This window comes from Nonomuraea rhizosphaerae, assembly GCF_019396405.1.
Taxonomy (GTDB): Bacteria; Actinomycetota; Actinomycetes; order Streptosporangiales; family Streptosporangiaceae; genus Nonomuraea; species Nonomuraea rhizosphaerae.
Map to the genome: position 1 here is coordinate 1 of NZ_JAHKRL010000354.1, position 19747 is coordinate 19747.

At 71.2% G+C, this 19747-nt stretch carries 16 protein-coding genes; 7 read left to right on the forward strand and 9 right to left on the reverse strand.

Going from position 1 to position 19747, the window contains the following annotated elements; translation table 11 throughout:
- Positions 1-102: 102 nt before the first annotated feature.
- Positions 103-4257, reverse strand: a complete 4155-nt coding sequence (locus tag KME77_RS17765; protein WP_219468738.1) for a glycoside hydrolase family 38 N-terminal domain-containing protein — start codon at positions 4255-4257, stop codon at positions 103-105.
- Between the two features lie 111 nt (positions 4258-4368).
- Here KME77_RS17765 and KME77_RS17770 point away from each other — a divergent pair, with 111 nt between their 5' ends.
- Positions 4369-5214: a bifunctional methylenetetrahydrofolate dehydrogenase/methenyltetrahydrofolate cyclohydrolase gene (locus tag KME77_RS17770; protein WP_219468740.1), complete on the forward strand. Its 846-nt coding sequence runs from the start codon at positions 4369-4371 to the stop codon at positions 5212-5214.
- 24 nt (positions 5215-5238) lie between these two features.
- Here the strand turns inward: KME77_RS17770 and KME77_RS17775 are convergent, their stop codons facing one another.
- The 5 genes from KME77_RS17775 to KME77_RS17795 are packed head-to-tail and all read right to left on the reverse strand — an operon-like array spanning position 5239 to position 10096.
- Positions 5239-6852 carry a thiamine pyrophosphate-dependent enzyme gene (locus tag KME77_RS17775; protein WP_219468745.1) on the reverse strand — a complete coding sequence of 538 codons (1614 nt, stop codon included), beginning with the start codon at positions 6850-6852 and terminating at the stop codon, positions 5239-5241.
- Positions 6849-7619: an ABC transporter ATP-binding protein gene (locus KME77_RS17780; RefSeq protein ID WP_219468748.1), complete on the reverse strand. Its 771-nt coding sequence runs from the start codon at positions 7617-7619 to the stop codon at positions 6849-6851. Before KME77_RS17780 ends, KME77_RS17775 begins: the two co-directional genes overlap by 4 nt.
- Positions 7612-8373, reverse strand: coding sequence for an ABC transporter permease (locus KME77_RS17785; RefSeq protein ID WP_219468751.1), 762 nt, complete (start codon positions 8371-8373; stop codon positions 7612-7614). The genes KME77_RS17780 and KME77_RS17785 overlap by 8 nt, the downstream gene beginning before the upstream one ends.
- The gene (locus KME77_RS17790) at positions 8370-9161 is read right to left on the reverse strand and encodes an ABC transporter permease (RefSeq protein WP_219468754.1); all 792 of its coding nucleotides are present in this window, start codon (positions 9159-9161) and stop codon (positions 8370-8372) included. The genes KME77_RS17785 and KME77_RS17790 overlap by 4 nt, the downstream gene beginning before the upstream one ends.
- Positions 9158-10096, reverse strand: coding sequence for an ABC transporter substrate-binding protein (locus KME77_RS17795; protein WP_219468757.1), 939 nt, complete (start codon positions 10094-10096; stop codon positions 9158-9160). The genes KME77_RS17790 and KME77_RS17795 overlap by 4 nt, the downstream gene beginning before the upstream one ends.
- A gap of 100 nt (positions 10097-10196) precedes the next feature.
- Here KME77_RS17795 and KME77_RS17800 point away from each other — a divergent pair, with 100 nt between their 5' ends.
- Entirely contained in the window at positions 10197-10967 is a 771-nt protein-coding gene (locus tag KME77_RS17800; protein ID WP_219468762.1) for an IclR family transcriptional regulator domain-containing protein, read from the forward strand.
- An 85-nt stretch (positions 10968-11052) separates the two neighbouring features.
- On the opposite strand, the gene KME77_RS17805 is transcribed toward KME77_RS17800, so the two are convergent.
- Complete coding sequence (locus tag KME77_RS17805) at positions 11053-11910, reverse strand: MurR/RpiR family transcriptional regulator (RefSeq protein WP_219468767.1); 858 nt, start codon at positions 11908-11910, stop codon at positions 11053-11055.
- Positions 11911-11914: 4 nt separating this feature from the next.
- A complete protein-coding gene (locus KME77_RS17810; protein WP_219468770.1) occupies positions 11915-13360 on the reverse strand; it encodes a glycoside hydrolase family 3 protein in 1446 nt (481 codons plus the stop codon).
- An 89-nt stretch (positions 13361-13449) separates the two neighbouring features.
- Here KME77_RS17810 and KME77_RS17815 point away from each other — a divergent pair, with 89 nt between their 5' ends.
- Both KME77_RS17815 and KME77_RS17820 read left to right on the forward strand, forming a co-directional pair.
- Positions 13450-14982, forward strand: coding sequence for a glycoside hydrolase family 10-like protein (locus KME77_RS17815; RefSeq protein ID WP_246610022.1), 1533 nt, complete (start codon positions 13450-13452; stop codon positions 14980-14982).
- A gap of 10 nt (positions 14983-14992) precedes the next feature.
- Complete coding sequence (locus tag KME77_RS17820) at positions 14993-16120, forward strand: anhydro-N-acetylmuramic acid kinase (protein WP_219468784.1); 1128 nt, start codon at positions 14993-14995, stop codon at positions 16118-16120.
- Positions 16121-16163: 43 nt separating this feature from the next.
- Here KME77_RS17820 and KME77_RS17825 read toward each other — a convergent pair whose 3' ends face one another.
- The gene (locus tag KME77_RS17825) at positions 16164-16814 is read right to left on the reverse strand and encodes an FHA domain-containing protein (RefSeq protein WP_219468773.1); all 651 of its coding nucleotides are present in this window, start codon (positions 16812-16814) and stop codon (positions 16164-16166) included.
- 181 nt (positions 16815-16995) lie between these two features.
- On the opposite strand from KME77_RS17825, the gene KME77_RS17830 reads away from it, so the two are divergent.
- From KME77_RS17830 to KME77_RS17840, 3 genes are read left to right on the forward strand one after another with little or no spacing between them, the layout of a single operon-like run.
- Positions 16996-18117 (forward strand): citrate/2-methylcitrate synthase, encoded by a 1122-nt coding sequence (locus KME77_RS17830; RefSeq protein ID WP_219468775.1) that lies wholly within the window; start codon positions 16996-16998, stop codon positions 18115-18117.
- The gene (locus KME77_RS17835; protein WP_219468777.1) at positions 18114-18407 is read left to right on the forward strand and encodes a DUF3017 domain-containing protein; all 294 of its coding nucleotides are present in this window, start codon (positions 18114-18116) and stop codon (positions 18405-18407) included. The genes KME77_RS17830 and KME77_RS17835 overlap by 4 nt, the downstream gene beginning before the upstream one ends.
- A 56-nt stretch (positions 18408-18463) precedes the next feature.
- Positions 18464-19681: an NADP-dependent isocitrate dehydrogenase gene (locus KME77_RS17840; RefSeq protein WP_219468781.1), complete on the forward strand. Its 1218-nt coding sequence runs from the start codon at positions 18464-18466 to the stop codon at positions 19679-19681.
- The last annotated feature ends 66 nt before the right edge of the window (positions 19682-19747 follow it).

Consider the following 19747-nt stretch of genomic DNA (forward strand, 5'->3'; position numbering starts at 1 on the left):
CGATCACCGCGCCGACCCCGGGCGCGGTGGGCGCCCCGGTCGCCGGCGGCCGCTCGCGCACCGCCACCGGCACCGCCTCGCCGCCATGCCCGTGGTGGTGGGTCATCGGGTCACCTCCAGTCGTACGGCGGGAGCGTACTGGCAGCGCCCGAACCACATCACCTTGGCCAGCGCCCACGAGTGCCCCGCGACCACGTCGTAAGGCACCTCGACGGGGAACGCCACGTCCACCGTCCCACCCGCCTCCACCGAGAACCCCTGGACGACCGAGGGCAGCAGCTCCCAGGAGCCCCATGGGGCCGCGAGCTGGGCCTCGCCGTGGATCTCGTCGGCGGTGGTGTTCGTGAGGCGTACCACGAGGGACGTGCGGTCGCCGGGACGGAGGGACAGCGACCCGGCGGGCGTGGCGACCGCGAGGCCGGTGGGGCGGCCCTCCGACGCCTGGGTGCCGCTGATCGCGTCCCGCATCGCGGGGACGTCGCCCGGGACCGGCAGCTCGGGCAGGTCGCCCAGCGCGACGGTGGTGACGTCCTCCACGACCTGGCCGCCCACCGACGTGCGGGCCGAGACGAAGTGCAGGCCCTGGCCGGAGCCGGGGGTGACGGTGACGGGGAAGCGCAGGTGGCCGCCGGGTTCGAGGCGGAAGACCCGTTGTGCCGGGCTCGCGCTCCACCCGTCCGGCACGCGTACGTCCACCACGCCCTCGTGCGCGGAGTCGACGAGGTGCGAGGAGACCACGACCTCCACCTCGAACGGATCGGCGGACGTGACGAGCCCCGGGCCGACGGCGACCGACACGGGCAGGTAGCCGAGCGGCGCGGGCCCCTTGTTGTGCAGCCAGTAGCGGCTGTAGACGGGCTGGGCCTGCTCGACCGTGGCCCCCAGCTCGGAGCCTCCGGAGCCCCCAGAGGCCCCGGAGTCTCCAGCGGCCCCGGAGACGAGGTAGGTGGCGACCTCGGCCCCGGCCAGTTCGAGCGCGTCCGCCGACAGGCCGGGGTCCGGTGTCCCCGGCCGTTCCAGCAGGTCCGACTGTACGAGCCCGCCCAGGTCCAGCACCGGTGACTCGACCGAGGCCGTGGACCCCAGCCCGGTCGCCTCCACCAGCCGCAGCGTGACGCCCTCGCCACCGCCGCCGGCCAGCCCGTGGGCGTGCGGGTTCCCGGTCGCCTTGAGCGTGCCCAGCAGCACGTCCCGCTCGGGCGAGACCTTCAGCAGCGAGTACGTCTCAGGAAGATCGCCGGAAGCGGCGCCCGCGACCCGCCCCAGCAGCGGCGTGACGAACTCCTGCCCGGCCGCCGGCAGCCGCAGCTCCCGCCAGTCCCCCTCCCCGCCCACCAGCGCGTACGAGAACTCATGCGTCCAGTGCTGCAACTGGAACCCCGACCCGTCGGGCGAAGTGCGCCGGGGCGGGTCCAGCCACACCCCCGACGGCCACCCCGTGCACGACCGCATCAAGGACAGGTGCAACGCCCCTGACGGGTCCACCGCGAACCCCGGCAGCCCGTACGCCAGCAGCGCCACCGTACGGGAGTCCAGCGCCTCCGACCCCACCGGGCAGACGGCTGAGATCACGGCGTCGGACAGGTCGGACACCAGCGCGTCCACCGGCCCGGCGACGATGAGCGCGGGCAGTGCCCGCACGTCGCGCAGGTCGGCGCTGGGCTGCCACACCTCGGCCAGCGGCCGTTCGGCGGGCACCCAGACCAGCGGCGCGCCGGACTTGAGCGCGTCCAGGTAGGCGGGGTCGCTGCGGGAGAGGATCTCGGCGGCCAGCGGGTTCGTGTCGGGGCCGCCGAGGACGAGGCGCACGTCCGGCAGGTTCGAGTCGACGTCGAGCCAGCCGTACCGCGACCCTGTGGCGGTCGAGGTGGTGGCGGTCACGCCAGCGCGGGCCAGCGCCACGACGAGGGGCCGCGCCTGGGGGGCGTCCTCCAGCGAGGGCACCACGACCTCGGCGACCCCCAGGGCGCGCGAGCCCGCCGCGCCCAGGTCGACCCGGGCCGTGGCGGAGAGCCCGAACCAGGTGTTGGCCGGGTTGTCCAGCGTCCACGGGTGCTCGGCCACGTCGGCGTCCGGCTGCGCGAACCCGCGCCCGATCACCGCCCCGGCCACGTCCGAGACGGGCAGCGCGCCCTCGACGTGGGCGGGGAAGCGGACCCGCAGCAGCCGGTCGGCGCCGGTGTAGTCCAGCACGCGGGTGGTGAGGTCGACCCGGTCCGAGCCCGTCCACAGGGTGACGACCTGCTCGTACGTGATCTCGCCGACCTCACCGGTCACGACGAGCCGCTGCCCGAGCGGGCTGCGCACGGCCCTCACGGTGGCGGGGACGGCCCCGGACCCGGTCACCTGGCCGTTGGGCAGCAGATGCCACGGCCCTTCCCCCATGTCGGGATGTGTCGGGTACTCCTCGTACAGCCGCAGCTCGTTCCCCAGCCCCGACAGCAGCTCGCGCCCCGAGGCGAGGTCGAGCACGGACGACAGCCCGCCGCCCCGCGCCGGATCGGCGACGACCCGCCACCGCTCGTTGGAGATCGACTCGCCCTCCAGCGGCTCCCAGGAGTCGGCCTCGCCGGGCACGACCCGGTACGTCCGCCAGCCCGTCGACGGCACGTCGGAGGCCAGGAACACCAGCGTCCCGTCCTCGACCACGCACGGAACCCCGTCGAGCCGCTGACCGGGTTCGAGCCGCACCCGCACCAGCCCGTCGCGGGCGAACGGCAGCGTGTTGACCACCACGACGCTGTGCCCGTCGAGCGTGATCCGCCCGACCAGCCCGTCCAGCGCGCGGTCGCGGGCGCCGGCGGCCAGGTCGTGCGCCTCGCGCCAGCCGGTCAGCAGGTCGATGTAGACCTGGTCGGACTCCGAGCCGGTGATCGCGTCGTGGTGCGCGCCGTACGCGAGCTGCCGCCACACCTTGTCCAGCGCGGTGTGCGGGTACCCGCCGAGCCCCATCAGCGACGCGAACGCCGACAGCCGCTCGGCGTCCAGGGCCGCCACCTCGGCCGCACGCTGGGCCTGCTTGGTGTCGATGTAGGAGACGTCCTTGCCGGTGTAGATGGGGTTCATGTCCCGCGTCTGCGGGCTGAAAGCCGATATTTCCGTACGGACCGCGTCGAGGAAGTCCCGGGGCGTCGCGCACACGAACCGCGGCCAGACGTACCGCGACGCCCACGTCCGGTGGATGTCGGTGACCCACTTGTTCGGCGGCGTGTAGTCGGTGCCCACGGGCAGCAGGACGTGCTTGGAGGCGGCCACCGGCTTCATCGCCCGGAACAGCTCGTACGTCGCCCGCAGCGCCTCCTCCAGCGACGGCGAGGAGTCCATCCACCAGCCCGCCGAGTAGTGCGCGGGCATGTAGTGCGTCAGCACGCCGAGCCCCGACGGCGAGATCCACTCGAACTCGCTCGGGAACTGCATCACCGTGGCGTCGTTCTTGGCCTCGCGGAAGTTCTTGCTGATCGGCCCCCACTGGTGGAACGGCCCGCGCGCCCACGCGCTGCCGGTCAGCCCGGCCGCCGCCAGGTAGCCGGGGAACTGCGGGTCGTGCCCGAACACGTCGAGCTGCCACGCCGTCCGCGGATCGCCGCCCAGGATGTCGCGCTGGTAGCCGATGCCGTACACGATGTTGCGGATGGTGGTCTCGGCGCCGGTCAGGTTCGTGTTGGGCTCGTTGTACGTGCCGCCGAGCAGCTCGGCCCGGCCCTCGGCCATCAGCGCGCGCAGGTCGGCGCGGCGCTCGGGGTGGGTGTCGAAGAACGGCTTGAGATAGTCCACCTCGGCCAGCACGAACCGGTAGTCCGGGTCCCGCAGTGCCAGCTCGATGTGCGCCTCCACCAGCGCGAACGCGTTGTGCTCCCACAGCGGCCTGGTCGTCGAGTCGGTCGACAGCAGCTCCCAGGGGCTGGTGTAGGCGGCCTGGGTGTTCCACCAGACGGGGTCGTAGTGGAAGTGCGACACCATGTGCATGGTCCAGCCCGGCTCCTCGGCCGTGACCTCGACCTCCAGCGACTCCTCACCGTAGGTGACGACGCACGGCACCACCGTGCCCGGCGGCACCGTGACGTCCAGGGGAACCTCGACGACCGTGGCGTCCGCGGGCACGCTGACCGGCTCGGCGCGGGACACCCCGGCCCCGCGCACGTCGAGCGGGAGCTCCTGCCCGCCCGGCTCGACAGTGACCCTGAGCACCTGGTACGGCCGCTCCCGCGTTCCGACGAACAAATCGGTCGACTCCGCTGACAGCAGGCGAGCAGGCAAGATGACTCCTTGGGGGCGATATTGGGCGGCGACGTCACACTATGACGTTCAGAAGTCCATGACAACGATGTCATCAACGGTCTCCCTCAACTCGTGAAAGGATTGCGCATCATGAGCGCAGAGAGACTCGACGGCAAGGCCACCGCCGCCCGCATCAAGGCAGACCTCGCGACCCGGGTGACCGCGCTCAAGCAGCGCGGCATCAGCCCTGGCCTCGGCACCGTCCTGGTCGGCGAAGACCCCGGCAGCCAGATCTACGTGGCCGGCAAGCACCGCGACTGTGCCGAGGTCGGCATCGCCTCTCTCCGCGTCGACCTGCCCGACACCGCCACGCAGGCCGAGGTCGAGGCCGCCATCGACGAGCTCAACGCCGCGCCCGAGTGCACCGGCTACATCGTCCAGCTCCCGCTGCCCCGCCACCTCGACACGATGGCGCTGCTGGAGCGCATGGACCCGGCCAAGGACGCCGACGGCCTGCACCCGGTCAACCTGGGCCGCCTGGTCCACATGGTCGAGGCCCCGCTGCCCTGCACGCCGCACGGGATCGTGCTGCTGCTGCAGGAGTACGGTGTGCCGATCAAGGGCGCCGAGGTGGCCGTGGTGGGCCGCGGCATCACGGTGGGCCGCTCGCTCGGCCTGCTGCTGACCCGCCGCAGCGAGAACGCCACGGTGACGCTCTGCCACACCGGCACACAAGACCTGGCCGCCCACGTCCGCCGCGCCGACATCGTCGTGGCCGCCGCCGGCGTGCCGGGGCTGATCACCCGCGACATGATCAAGCCGGGCGCCGCCGTGCTCGACGTGGGCGTCTCGCGCGTGGACGGCAAGATCGCCGGTGACGTGGCCGCGGACGTGGCCGAGGTCGCGGGCTTCCTGACCCCCAACCCGGGCGGCGTCGGCCCGATGACCCGCGCCCTGCTGCTGTCCAACGTGGTGGAGGCGGCCGAGAAGGCCTGAGCCTTCCAGCCGTGGAAACGGGCCCTACGGCTGGAAGTCCGGATCCACCGCCACCTCGACGTCGAGCAGCAGCGGCTCCTCCCGGCCGGCCAGCCCCGGCACCACCTCGTCCAGCACCGCCAGCAGCTCCTCCGTGGTCGTCACCCGCCGCGACTCGCACCCCAGCGACCGCGCCATCCCGCCCACGCTGACCTCGGTGAACGCGGGCCACGGCGCCTTGCCGCCCGCCTTGTCGGCCAGCCGGTCCATCACGGCGTACCGGCTGTTGGCCAGCACCACGAACAACGCCCCCACCCGGTAGTGCGCGGCGCTCCACAGCGCGTGCACCCCGTACAGGGCCGAGCCGTCCCCGAGCACCGCCACCACCGGCCGGGACGGCAGCGCCATGCGCAGCCCGACGGCCGCGGGCAGCCCGAACCCGAGCCCGCCCATGGCCGCCGAGACGAACCCGAGCGGGTCGCGGGCGGGCATCAACCGGTGCAGGTCCGGCCGCGAGGACGGCGTCTCCTCCACGAGCACCACGTCCCGGGGCAGCCGCCCGGCCAGCTCGTGCAGGACGTGCGCGGCCCGCAGCCGCTCCCCGCGCGGGGGCAGCTCCGGCACGCCCTTCGCCGGACGTACCGGGACTATCCGGGGCGCGACCAGCGCGGCCAGGCGGGCGCAGACGACCGGGGGCGGCGCCAGGTAGGCCAGGTCGGCGGGGCTGCGATGGGCCTCGGCCGGGTCGTCGGTGACCAGCGCGACCGTGGTCCCCGGCTCGACCAGCGGGCCGGGCACGAACGGGTACTGCCGGAAGACCGGAGCCCCGACGGCCAGCACCACGTCGTGCTCGGCCAGCGCGGCGCGCAGACGGACGCGGTCGGCGGGCAGCACCCCGGCGTACTGCGGATGGTCCTGCGGGAACCCGGCCATCGCGCCGAACGACTCCTGCCAGACCGGGCAGCCCAGCCGCTCGGCCAGCGTCACCAGCGAGCCCCACCCCTCGGGGCCGCGCGCGGCCTCCAGGGACCCCACCGCCCCCGCGCCGGTCACGATCACGGGTGAGCGTGCCCCCGACAGCAGCTCGGCCAGCGGGAGCAGCGCCTCGTCCGGCACGCCGGCGGGCCGCAGCAGCCGGGCCGGCGCCGCGATCGTCTCGCCCTCGTACGGCGCCGCCCAGTCGTCCATCGGCACCACGACCAGCGCGGGCCCCCGGAGCGTGGCGGCCTCGTGACAGGCCCGCGCGATGGCTCCCGGCACGTCCTGCGCCCGCGCGGGCTCGTCGAAGCGCACCGGGTAGTCCCCGGCCAGCCCCGCCAGCTTCCCGGTCAGGAACGGCTCCAGCGCCAGGTGCCGCCGGTCCTGCTGCCCGACCACGATCACCAGCGGCACCCGGTTGACCCGCGCGGTGGCGATGGCGGCGACCGCGTTGCCGAGCCCGGCGGTGGTGTGCAGGATGACCAGCGCGGGCGCCCCGCGGCCGAGCGCGAACCCGGTGGCCGCGCCGACCACCGACCCCTCGTGCAGCCCCAGCACGAACCGCAGGTCGTCAGGCAGCCCGGTGAGCAGCGACACCTCGGTCGAGCCCGGGTTGCAGAAGATCGTGGTCAGCCCGAAGCGCCTGAGCACGTCGAAGGCGGCCTCGCGGACGGTGCTCACCGGGCCTCCCTGGCGCGCTGGATCTGCTCGTAGATGTGCCCGCGCAGCTCGCCGAAGCGGGGCAGCGACCGCGTGGTGAGCTGGTCGCGCTCGGCGGGCAGGTCCACCTTCAGGTCCTCCATGATCACCGTGGGCGAGGAGGACAGGACGATCACCCGCTGCCCCAGGTAGACGGCCTCGTCGATGTCGTGCGTGACGAACAGCGTGGTCACCCCCAGGTCCCGCCACAGCCGCAGGATCAGGTCCTCCAGGTCCGCCCTGGTCTGCGCGTCCACGGCCGCGAACGGCTCGTCCATCAGCAGCACCTGCGGCTCGTACGCCACGGCTCTGGCGATGGCCACCCGCTGCTGCATGCCGCCCGACAGCTGCCAGGGATGGGCGTCCGCGGCGTCGCCGAGCCCGACCGCCTCCAGCGAGTCGGCGACCAGCTCGGCACGGCGCGATGGGGGCACCCGTTTCTCCTTGAGCGGCAGCTCGACGTTCTGGCGCACGGTCATCCACGGGAACAGGCTGCGGCCGTACTCCTGGAAGACCACGGCCATGCGCGGCGGCGGCCCGGTCACCGGCGAGCCCGCCAGCCGCACCTCGCCGCCGCTCACCGGCAGCAGCCCGGCGATGGAGCGCAGCAACGTGGTCTTGCCGCAGCCCGAAGGCCCGACCACGCACACCAGCTCACCCTCGCCGACGCTGAACGTCAGCGAGCGGATGGCCTCGACGACGCGGTTCGGGCTCTCGTAGACCTTGCGCAGCTCGGATATCTCAAGCACGGGCGGCTCCACTGCCGTAGTACCAGGAAAGTACCCGCCGTTCCAGGAGGCGGAAGAGGAAGGACAGCGCCAGCCCGATCAGCCCCAGCAACAGGATGCCGCTCCACATCTCGGCGATCTGGAACTGCCGCTGGAACAGCACGATCGTGAACCCGAGCCCGCTGGAGCTGGCGAACATCTCGCTGATCACCATGAGGATGATCCCGATGGACAGCGCCTGCCGCAGCCCGGCCATGATCTGCGGGCTGGCGCCGCGCAGCACGAAGCGGCGCAGCCGGGAGCCGCCGCGCACGCCGTACATGCGGCAGGTGTCGGCGAGGACCTCGTCCAGCGCGCGGACGCCCTCCACGGTGTTGAGTAAAATCGGCCAGACGCAGCCCGAGACGATGACCAGCACCTTCATCGGCGTGTCGATCCCGGCCAGCAGCATGAGCAGCGGCACCAGCACGGGCGGCGGGATGGCCCGGAAGAACTCCAGCACCGGCTCCAGCGTCGCGCGCAGCCGCGGCGACAGCCCGACGAGCACGCCGAGGCCGACGCCCAGCAGGGTCGCGGCCACGTACCCCAGCAGCAGGCGGCCCAGGCTGGGCAGCACGTCCTCGAACGCCCGCGCCGAGACCCAGGTGTCCCAGAACGCGCGCACGACCTTCAACGGGTCCGGCAGATAGAACGAGCCGCCGCTGACCAGCCACCAGACGAGCACGAGCAGCACCGGCAGCCCGAACCACGTGACCGCCCTCCTGAGCGCCCTCACGTCGTGGCCTCCGATCGCACCGACGGATGCCACGACAGCACCCGGCGCTCCAGGAACCGCACGGCGACGTTGACCCCGATCCCGACCAGGCCGGCCAGCACGATGAGCGCGTACACGGCCGGCACCGCGCCGCTGCTCTGCGCCACCTGGATCTCCGCGCCGAGCCCCGGGCTGCCGATCACCAGCTCCGCGGTGACCGCCAGGATGAACGCCACCGCCGCCGCCAGCCGCAGCCCGGTCATGACGTACGGGAGCGCGGTCGGCCAGATCAGGTGCCTGACCCGCGACCACGAGCCCAGCCCGTACGACCTGGCGGTGTCGTAGGCGACGGAGTCCACGGCCGCCACGCCGTACAGGACCTGGATGAGCACCTGCCAGAACGAGGCGTAGACCACCAGCAGCAGCGTCGAGCTGAGCGAGGGCCCGTACAGCAGCGTGGCCAGCGGCACCAGCGCGACCGACGGGATCGGCCGCAGGAACTCGATCGTGGAGGTGGTGGCGGCCCGCAGCCCGGGGACGATCCCGATGACCACGCCGATCGCCACCGCCAGGAAGAACGCGATGGCCAGCCCCAGCGCCCAGCCGATCAGCGTCTCACCGAGCGCGATCCACAGCCCGGCCGTCGCCAGCTCGCGGGCCAGCGTGGCCAGGATCGTCGTCGCGGGCGGCAGGTACCGCTCGTCGACCAGGCCGAGCCGCGGCACCGCCTCGACCAGCGCCAGCAGCCCGGCCAGCCCGGCGAGCCCGTACAGCAGCCGCCGGCGCGCGCCGAAAGGGGTCCGGCTCACTGCACCAGCGCCGAGACGTCGACCTTGTCCTTGAGGATGCCGTCGGCCTGGGCGAGGTCGGCGATGGTCTGCACGGACTGCTTGTTGACCTCGGCGGGCCACTTGGGCAGGTACATCTTCGCGATCACCTCAGGTGCGATCTTCGTGTACGTCTTGAGGATCTCCCTGACCTCGTCGGGGTGGCCGTCGGCGTACTCCAGGGACTTGCGGATCGCGGTGGTGAACCGCTTGGTGAGGTCCGCGTCGGTCTTGCCGGTGGTGAAGTACATGGCCACGGTCAGGTTGGGAGCGGCGTCGGCGAAGTTCCACGCCACGGGGCGGGCGCCCTGGCTGATGGCCTGGCTGACGAACGGCTCGACCACCCAGATGGCGTCCACGCGCCCGGCGTCCAGCGCGGCGGGGGCGTCGGGGAAGGGCATCTCGATGAACTCGATCTTCGACGGGTCGCCGCCGGCCTTGCGGACCGAGGCCCGCACCGTGGTGTCGCCGATGTTCTTGAGCTGGTTGACCGAGATCTTCTTGCCCGTCAGCTCCGCGGCGGCCTTGATCGGGCTGTCCTTCTTGACCAGCACCGCGCTGAAGTCCTTGCCCTGCTCGCTGGTGGAGGAGACGCCGTTGGAGACCACCTTGACGTCGAGGCCCTGCTGCTTGGCGGTCAGCAGCGAGGTGGTGTTGGCGAAGGCGAACTGGAACTGACCGCTGACCGCGCCCGAGATGGCCGCCGCGCCGCCCTGGACGGGCGTGATGGTCAGGTCGATGTTCTGCTCGTCGAAGAAGCCCTTGGACTTGCCGAGGTGGATCGGCGCGGTGTCGACGATGGCGATCACGCCCGCGTTGACCTTGGTTTTTCCCTGGCTGTCGGTGGCCGTCGGGGGGGAGCCGCCGCACGCGGCAGTGAGGAGGACGGCTGACAGGACCACGATAGCGCGACGCACGTTTTCTCCTGATTGTTCGCACTGCGCACAGGTATTCTCTGACCGAACTTCCCCGTATCGTGGAAACTACGCCCTTGTCCGTCTAGGTTCAAGGATCGTGATGGTCGATCACGTGCAATCGCTGGCCCGCGGTCTCGCGGTCATCCGGGCGTTCAGCGCCACCGCCCCCGAGCTGACGTTGAGCGAGGTCGCCAGGGCGACCGACCTGAGCAGGGCGGCGGCCAGGCGCTTCCTGATCACGCTCACCGACCTCGGCTACGTGCGCACGGAGGGCAGGCTGTTCTCGCTCACGCCCAGGGTCCTGGAGCTGGGCTACGCCTACCTGTCCAGCCTCTCGCTGCCCGAGGTCGCCGACCCGCACCTCGAACGGCTGGCCGCCGAGGTGCACGAGTCGGCGTCCGTGGCGGTGCTCGACGGCCAGGAGGTCGTGTACGTGGCGCGGGTCGCCACGGCCAGGATCATGCGGGTGACGATCAACATCGGCACGCGCTTCCCCGCGTACTGCACGTCCATGGGCCGGGTGCTGCTGGCCGCGCTGCCGCCGGAACGGCTCGACGCCTACCTGGAGGCCGCCGACCTGCGCGGACTCACCGCCAGCACGATCACCGAGCCGGACGCGCTGCGCGCCGAGCTGGAGCAGGTGCGCGAGCACGGCTGGGCGATGGTGGACCAGGAGCTGGAGGAGGGGCTGCGGTCGATCGCGGCGCCGATCCGCGACCGCTCGGGGCAGGCGGTGGCGGCGGTCAACGTCTCGACCCACGCCAGCCGGACGACGTTGCAGCGGGTACGCGACGACCTGCTGCCCCCGCTCCAGGCCACGGCCGCCCGCATCGAGGCCGACCTGGCCACGCTGTCAGTGGCCCGCGCGTAACCCCCGGGACGCTCACCGCTCCCGGACGATCACCGCCACCCCGGGACGCTCACCGCCCCCGGGACGATCACCGCCCCCGGGACGATCACCGCCGCCGGTAGCGATCGGTGGCCTCCCTGGTGGCCCGGATCGCCGCGTCAGCCCTGTCGTACGTCCGCTGCGCCAGCCCCACGAAGATGCAGTCCACGATCAGCAACTGGCTGATCCTGCTGGCCAGTGCCCCCGGCCGGAACGCCGTCTCGCGCCCCGCCGACACCAGCGTGTGATCGGCCAGCCCGGCCAGCGTCGAGCGCGGGTTGTTGGTGATCGCGACCACCAGCGCCCCCGCCTCGCCGGCCGTGCGCGCCGGGTCGAGCACGTCGGGCGTCTCGCCGCTGGTGCTGATCGCCACGGCCACGTCACCCGCCTTGAGCAGGGCGGCGCTGGTCAGCGCCAGGTGCGCGTCGCTGAACGGGTGGCTGGACAGCCCGATCCGCAGCAGCTTCTGCGACATGTCGGCCGCCACCAGCCCGGAGGCTGCCACGCCGTAGACGTCCACCCGCCGCGCGTCGGCGATGGCCGTGACGATCTCGCCGAGCTGCTCGGGGTCGAGCTGGGCCGCCGTGTCGGCCAGCGCCTCGGACTCGGCCCGCGCCACCTTGGCGATCACGTCGGTGAGCGGGTCGTCGGGGCCCAGGTCGCCGGGGACGAGGCGCTCCGGCTCCTTGGCCACGGCCGCGGCCAGGGCGAAGCGCATCTGCGAGTACCCGGCGAACCCCAGCGCCCTGGCGGTGCGCACGATCGTCGCCTCGCTCGTCCCCGACACCGAGCTGAACTCGGTGATCGTGCTGCGCACGACCATGCCGGGGTCGTCGAGGATGATGCGGGCGATCGCCTGCGCCGCGGGCGTCAGCGACGGGAGCACCGCCCGTACGGCGGCGACCGGGTTGGACTGGTCGTTCATCCGCTCATCCACCCGGCCGGCCTGTGGCCAGCCATTCCGCCGCGGCCTGCGCGGACACGCGGGAGATGCCGTGCGTGACCAGGTGCGCGGCGCCGGCGGGCGGGGCGGGGATGCCGGTGTCCACGACGGCCACGTCCGGCCGCCTCCGTACGGCCTCGGCCACCGTGTCGCGCACCCACGCGTGCCGGGCGGCGTCGTGCACCACGAGCACGACCGGCCGCGTGTCGAACGGCGGCAGCTCGCCCTCGGGCTCCATCTGGACGCGCTCGGTGCCCGGGAGCAGCGCGGTGAGCGCCGCGGTGATGCCGGTCACCGTCGAGGGGTCCACGGCCTTGTTGAAGCGCGTGTTCACCTCGACGACCAGCGGCGCGCCGGTCAGCGTGGCGCTCCCGGTGACGGTGAGCGCGGCTCTGGCCGCCTCCAGGCCGACATTCTCGTCGAGGTCGGCCCTGGCCTTCTCGCGCAGGGCCGACTGCTGGGCGTACCAGGAGGAAAGGGTCAGGACTCGTCCGGCAGCCTCGGCCAGGCGCTCCTCGGGGAGCGTCCCCGAGCGGACGGCGGCCACGATGGCGTCCCGGATCTCGTGGAGGCTGCGCTCCGTCGAGAGTCCCACGCAGATCGCGTCCACGCCCGCGTTCAGGGCGCGCACGGCGAGCTCGCCGGGGGCGAACATCGTGGCCACCGCCTGCATCTCGATCGCGTCGGTGACCAGCATCCCGTCAAAGCCGAGCTCGCCCCTCAGGAGCTCGGTCATGACGGTGCGGCTGAGTGTCGCCGGCACGGAAGGATCAAGCGCGGGAATCAGCAAATGTCCGGACATGATGGAGCGGACGCCTGCTGCGATCGCCGCCCGGAACGGCGGCAGGTCGCGCTCGGCCAGCACCTCGCGCGAGGCGTCCACGGTCGGCAGCGCCAGGTGCGAGTCGGTGACCGTGTCGCCGTGACCGGGGAAGTGCTTGGCGCAGGCGGCGACCCCGGCCCCCTGGACGCCGTTGACGTACGCGACGGTGTGGCGGGCGACCAGGCCGGCCGTGGGGCCGAACGAGCGCACGCCGATCACCGGGTTGGCCGGGTTGGAGTTGACGTCGGCCGAGGGCGCGTAGTTGAGCGTGATGTCCGCCTCGGCGAGCATCCGGCCGATCTGGCGGCCCACCCGCTCGGTCAGCGCCACGTCGTCCACCACGCCCAGCGCCCGGTTGCCCGGGAAGGAACTGCCGGAGAACACCTCCAGCCGGGTGACCGCCCCGCCCTCCTCGTCGATCGCGACGACGGTGTCGGGGTTCTCGGCCCGGAAGCGCCGGACGACCTCGCCGCCCGGATTGTTGCGGGCGAACAGCACCAGGCCGCCGAGCCCCTCGCCGAGCGCGCGCAGCAGCCAGTCGGGGGCGGACTGCCCTTCGTAGCCGGGCTGGAGCACTGTCAGAGCAAGTCGGTACAGGTCACGGCTCATGCGGCGAAATCCTTCATGGTTGTTGTATTGAAGGTAATTTTCTGTCATCGTCGCCCTCGACACAACCTTTCGCCGAGAGGTCACCCCCCATGCCGAGCAGAAGGACGGTGCTGAAGGGCCTCGCCCTCGCCGCCGCCGCGTCCGCCATACCCTTGCCGGCCTTCGCCGCCACCGATTACGTCCCCCCGCTGCGCCAGATGCGCGGGATGTGGATCGCCTCCGTGGTCAACATCAACTGGCCGTCCAGGCCGGGACTGAGCGTCGAGCAGCAGAAGGCCGAATACCTCGCCTGGCTGGACGTGGCCACGCAGCGCAGGCTGAACTCCGTCTTCGTGCAGATCAGGCCGACCGCCGACGCGTTCTGGCCGTCGCCGTTCGAGCCGTGGTCGCACTGGCTGACCGGCGCCCAGGGGCAGGACCCCGGCTACGACCCGCTCGCCTTCATGGTCGAGGAGACGCACAAGCGCGGGCTGGCCTTCCACGCCTGGTTCAACCCGTACCGAGTCTCCATGCAGGCCGACCCGAACCAGCTGCACCCCGACCACCCCGGGCGCAAGCACCCCGACTGGATCCTGCCGTTCGGCGGAAAGCTCTACTACAACCCGGGCATGCCCGAGGTCCGCAAGTTCTGCCAGGACGCGATGATGGACGCGGTCACCCGCTACGACATCGACGGCCTGCACTTCGACGACTACTTCTACCCGGTCAACACCACGGCCTTCGACGACAGCGCCGCGTTCGCCAAGTACGGCGCGGGCTTCCCCGACCTGGCCGCCTGGCGGCGCAACAACGTGGACCTCATGGTCTCGGAGATGCAGCAGCGCGTACGCAGGGCCAAGCCGGAGATCGCCTGGGGCATCAGCCCGTCGGGCATCTGGCGCAACAAGGCCACCGACCCGCTCGGCTCGGAGACCAGCGGCGGCCAGTCGTACGACAACCTGCACGCCGACACCCGCGGCTGGGTCAAGAAGGGCTGGCTCGACTACATCGCGCCCCAGCTCTACTGGTACATCGGCCAGACCGCGGCCGACTACTCCAAGCTGGTCCCGTGGTGGTCCGACGTGGCCAAGGGCACCGGCACGCTGCTGTGGATCGGGCAGGCGGCGTACAAGGCTGGCGATCCCGCCCAGACCGCGCCGGAATGGGCGAACCCTGCCGAGCTGTCCAAGCACCTCACGCTCAACCGCGACCACCCAGAGATCGGCGGCGACATCTGGTACAACGCCAACGACGTGAAGGTGGACCGGATCGCCTCGATCAGCACCGCCGTCACCGACCACTACACCCGGCCCGCGCTCGCGCCGGTGCTGCCCAGGCTGGCCAAGGGCAGGGCGCCGCACCAGCCGGTGCTGGCGTACGCGCTGCGCAAGAACGGCGGGGTCGAGGTCCGCGCGGTGGCGACCGACCTGCGCGAGCCGTTCCAGTTCGCGATCTTCAGGTTCCCGGCCAAGGCCGGATCCGGCGCGTTCGCCGACGCCCGCAACCTGGTCGCGGTGGTGCCGGGCGACCGGCAGGTGCGCTGGACCGACCCGGACGGCAAGCGCGGCGACCACTACTACGTGATGGCCGTCGACCGCGCCAACCGGACCAGCAAGCCCAGCAACGGCTTCAGAGTCCTGTAGTTCTGTGAACATGCGGGTTCTCGGCCTCATCTCAGGGACGTCCCACGACGGCATCGACAGCGCCGTCGTGGACTGGTCGCTCGACGGCGCCGTGCTCACGGGCACGCTGATCGGGGCCGGCGAACGGCCGTACGACCCGGAGCTGAGGGCCCGCATCGTCGCCGCGCTGCCGCCCAACCGGATCGACATGGGCGAGGTGTGCGCGCTCGACACCCTCATCGGCCAGGCGTTCGCCGAGGCGGCCCTGGTCGCGCCCGCGTCCGAGCTGATCTGCTCGCACGGGCAGACGCTCTTCCACTGGGTCGAGGGCGGGCGGGTGCTCGGCACGCTCCAGCTCGGCCAGCCCGCCTGGATCGCCGAGCGCACCGGGCTGCCGGTGGTCTCGGACGTACGGGTGCGCGACGTCGCCGCGGGCGGGCAGGGCGCGCCGCTCGTGTCGTACCTGGACCTGCTGCTCATGGCGGACCTGCCGGGACGTACCGGCGCGCTGAACCTCGGCGGGATCGCGAACCTGACCGTCCGCGAGCCCGTCCTCGCCTACGACACCGGGCCCGCGGGCGCGCTGATCGACGCCGCGGCGCCGCCGTACGACAAGGACGGGGCGCTGGGCGCGGCCGGGACGGTGGACGCGGCGCTGCTCGACGCGCTGCTCACCGAGCCGTACTACAAGCAGGAACCGCCGAAGACCACCGGCAAGGAACTTTTTACCCCCGAGTACGTGAGGCTCTTCACCTCCGGGCACGCCAGAAGGACCCTGCCGCAGGCGGACCTCGTCGCCACGCTGACCGCGCTCACCGCCGAGACCGTGGCCGCCGAGATCCGGCGCCACCGCCTCGACACGGTGATCGTCTCGGGCGGCGGCGTGCGCAACCCGACCCTCATGGGCATGCTGCGCGGACGCGTGCCGCAGTCGCGGCTCGTGACCAGCGACCAACTCGGTGTGCCCGCCGACGGGAAGGAAGCGATCGCCTTCTCGTTGTTCGGCTGGCTCACCGCGCATGGGCTGCCCGCGACCGTGCCCAGTTGTACGGGCGCCTCAGGGGCGCGCGTGCTGGGCACGGTGACTCCGGGCTCCGGTGCTCTCACGCTGCCGGAACCCCTCGCCGAAGCCCCGGTCGCGATCCGAATCCTGAAGTGAACCGCGATCGGCGGCCCCCTTCAGGGTGCGTCGTTCAACGCACCTATGAAGCCCTGCGTCCAGCCGCCGTAGGCTGCTGCTGCTCAGCCGGAGTGCCCGAACGCTGCGGTGGCACCACAGGGGTCGGACGCACCAGGCCCAGCGCGACGACCTCGTTGGCCAGCCGCGTGCGCCGGTTGGTGCCCTCCGGAATCCGGAACTTCTGGTACAGCCGCAGCAAATGTTGCTTTACCGCGGCTTCGGTCACGACAAGGTCGTCAGCGATCTCACGTGCCGTCGCCGGAGCGACGAACGCTTCATCCGACAACGCCGGCCTGCAGAGCGAGGTCAGCACATCGACCTCGCGCCTGGTCAGCTCGGGCGCCGCGGCCCTACGCAGTTCGACCTCGGGGGTGAAGTCCTCGCGTGGGACTCCGCCGATGCGACCGCGCGCCGCTCCGAAGGAGACGACGTCGCCGTCGTCCAGCACCCTCCGGGCGATCGGCCTGCCGTTCACCCGTGTGCCGTTGCGGGACAGGCCCAGGTCAACGACATACAGGTAGGGTCCTCGCCTGACGAACTCGGCATGGAGTCGAGACACGCTCGGATCGGTGAGCCGGATGTCTGCACCCCGGCCTCTCCCTACCGTCGTGATCTCGGGGCGCAACGGGACCACCTCGCCAGTGTCCTCGATGCGTATGAACGGCCCCTCCACGGCAGTTCCTCCCCAGGTAGCCCGCCGTAACTATTACTACAGCTCCGGCTTACCCAAACGAGGGGATGCGGAATCGCCTTTGCCATAAGGAGAATCCAGCGTGAAATTGGTCTGGACCTCTGCGGACGGTTTTGGCAGCTCACGGGTAGACTTCGGGCGAAGATAAGCGGAGGAAACACTCATGGCGGACAAGCCCACGAAAGGCCTGGCCGATGTCGTAGCCGCGTCCACAGCGCTCAGCGACATTGACGGGAAGGCCGGTCGTCTGTTCTACCGTGGATACGACATCCACGACCTGGCCGGCCGCGCGACGTTCGAAGAGACCGCTCACCTGCTCCAGTGTGGCAAGCTCCCCAGCCGCGACGAGCTGGCGAGCTACGGCGAGGAGCTGGCGCGAGGCCGCGAGCTGGGCGCCCTGGTCTCCGCCAACATCGAGGAGATCGCCGAGAAGCAGAAACCGATGGAGGCGCTGCGCTCGTACGTCTCCCTCGCGGGCGCCGACGACCCGGACAAGGACTCCATCGAGCCGGACGCGAACCACCGCAAGGCCGCCCGCCTGACCGCGCAGCAGCCGCTGCTCGTGGCCCGATACCACGCGGCCCGCACCGGCGCCCAGGCCCCCGAGCCGGACCCCGAGCTGAGCATCGCCGGCAACTTCCTGCTGCAGGTCACCGGGCACCGCCCCGACCGGCGCGAGGTCGAGATCTTCGACACCTGCCTGGTCCTGCACGCCGACCACACCATGAACGCCTCGACGTTCGCCGCCCGGGTGTGCGCCGCGACCCTGTCGGACATGCACTCGGCCATCGTCGCCGCCATCGGCACGCTCAAGGGCCCGCTGCACGGCGGCGCGAACGAGCAGGTCATGAAGCTGCTGGAGTCGATCTCACCCTCCGGCGTCGCCGAGGCCGTACGCGACAAGCTCGCCGCCGGCGAGAAGATCATGGGGTTCGGCCACCGCGTCTACAAGACCGAGGACCCGCGCGCGACCCACCTGCGCAGGATGTCTCAGGAACTCGCCGAATCCACTGGCGACGAGACCTATTATCGAATGTCGAAGGAGATGGAGGAGGTCGTCTTCGAGACGAAAGGCCTCTACCCCAACGTCGACTTCTACGCGGCATCGGTCTATCACTATCTCGGCATTCCGACGGACCTGTTCACACCGGTCTTCTCGATCAGTCGCATGTCCGGCTGGACGGCGCACGTGATCGAGCAGCATGCCGACAACCGGCTGATCCGCCCCGACAGTGAGTACATCGGTGAGCGTGACCAGAAGTGGAAGCCGATAGAGGAGCGTTGATCAGCAGCAAGTCCGGGGAGAGCTGGGGACCGTACCCGCTGGTTCTGGCGGGTACGGTCATCGGCGTTGTCCTGATCTTCCTCGTGAGCCCCAAAGTGGGAGGGTTCACGCTGGGCGCCACCGTCATGGTGGCCGCCGCACTCCGTTTCGCCGGGTACGACGGGCTCGCCGTACGCAGCAAGAGAACGGACGTGATCACGCTCGGCGTGTCCGGCTTCGTGATCGTACTGACCTCGATGGTCCTGGCGGACGAGGGGCTCAAGAGAATGATCTTGTCCCTTTTGGGCTAGTGACCGGGCAGTCCGATAGCCTCATTGCATCAATTCATTGAAGGGGAACCATTCGCATGCCCAAGATCAAGGTGGAGGGTCCGGTCGTCGAGCTTGACGGCGACGAGATGACCCGGATCATCTGGCAGTTCATCAAGGACCAGCTGATCCTTCCCTACCTCGACGTCGACCTGAAGTACTACGACCTCGGCATCGAGCACCGCGACGCCACGGACGACCAGGTCACCATCGACTCCGCCAACGCCATCAAGAAGTACGGCGTCGGCGTCAAGTGCGCCACCATCACCCCGGACGAGGCGCGCGTCGAGGAGTTCGGCCTCAAGAAGATGTGGCGCTCCCCCAACGGGACCATCCGCAACATCCTCGGCGGGGTCATCTTCCGCGAGCCCATCATCATGTCGAACGTGCCGCGGCTCGTCCCCGGCTGGACCAAGCCGATCGTCGTCGGCCGTCACGCGTTCGGCGACCAGTACCGCGCCACCGACCTGAAGATCCCCGGCGAGGGCACCCTCACCCTCACCTACACCCCCAAGGACGGCTCGGAGCCGATCGAGCTCGACGTCTACGACTTCCCCGGCAGCGGCGTCGCCCTGGCCATGTACAACCTGGACGAGTCCATCCGCGACTTCGCCCGCGCCTCCATGCGCTACGGCCTCAACCGCAACTACCCGGTGTACCTGTCGACGAAGAACACCATCCTCAAGGCGTACGACGGCCGCTTCAAGGACATCTTCGCCGAGGTGTACGAGACGGAGTTCAAGGCCGACTTCGAGAAGGCCGGGCTCCTCTACGAGCACCGCCTGATCGACGACATGGTCGCCGCCGCCCTGAAGTGGGAGGGCGGCTACGTCTGGGCCGCCAAGAACTACGACGGCGACGTCCAGTCCGACACCGTCGCCCAGGGCTTCGGCTCGCTCGGCCTGATGACCTCGGTGCTCATGACCCCCGACGGCCAGACCGTCGAGGCCGAGGCCGCCCACGGCACGGTGACCCGCCACTACCGCGAGCACCAGAAGGGCAACCCCACCTCCACCAACCCGATCGCCTCGATCTTCGCGTGGACGCGCGGCCTGGCCCACCGCGGCAAGCTCGACAACACGCCCGCGGTGACGGAGTTCGCGGACAAGCTGGAGCAGGTGTGCGTCGAGACCGTCGAGGGCGGTCAGATGACCAAGGACCTGGCGCTGCTGGTGGGCGGCGACGCCCAGTGGCTGACAACCCAGGACTTCCTGGCGGCGCTGGACGAGAACCTCAAGAAGAAGATGTCCGCCTGAGTGTCGGAAACGGCCTCCATCTGCGGTTCTGTCCGCCAGGTGGAGGCCGTTCCTGTTTCTGCGGAC

What these genes read in the sequence shown, in the direction of transcription:
- KME77_RS17805 (WP_219468767.1), bottom strand. Translation starts at nt 11,910, where the DNA reads ATGAACGACCAGTCCAACCCGGTCGCCGCCGTACGGGCGGTGCTCCCG.
- KME77_RS17815 (WP_246610022.1), top strand. Translation starts at nt 13,450, where the DNA reads ATGCCGAGCAGAAGGACGGTGCTGAAGGGCCTCGCCCTCGCCGCCGCC.
- KME77_RS17810 (WP_219468770.1), bottom strand. Translation starts at nt 13,360, where the DNA reads ATGAGCCGTGACCTGTACCGACTTGCTCTGACAGTGCTCCAGCCCGGC.
- KME77_RS17830 (WP_219468775.1), top strand. Translation starts at nt 16,996, where the DNA reads ATGGCGGACAAGCCCACGAAAGGCCTGGCCGATGTCGTAGCCGCGTCC.
- KME77_RS17770 (WP_219468740.1), top strand. Translation starts at nt 4,369, where the DNA reads ATGAGCGCAGAGAGACTCGACGGCAAGGCCACCGCCGCCCGCATCAAG.
- KME77_RS17840 (WP_219468781.1), top strand. Translation starts at nt 18,464, where the DNA reads ATGCCCAAGATCAAGGTGGAGGGTCCGGTCGTCGAGCTTGACGGCGAC.
- KME77_RS17800 (WP_219468762.1), top strand. Translation starts at nt 10,197, where the DNA reads ATGGTCGATCACGTGCAATCGCTGGCCCGCGGTCTCGCGGTCATCCGG.
- KME77_RS17820 (WP_219468784.1), top strand. Translation starts at nt 14,993, where the DNA reads ATGCGGGTTCTCGGCCTCATCTCAGGGACGTCCCACGACGGCATCGAC.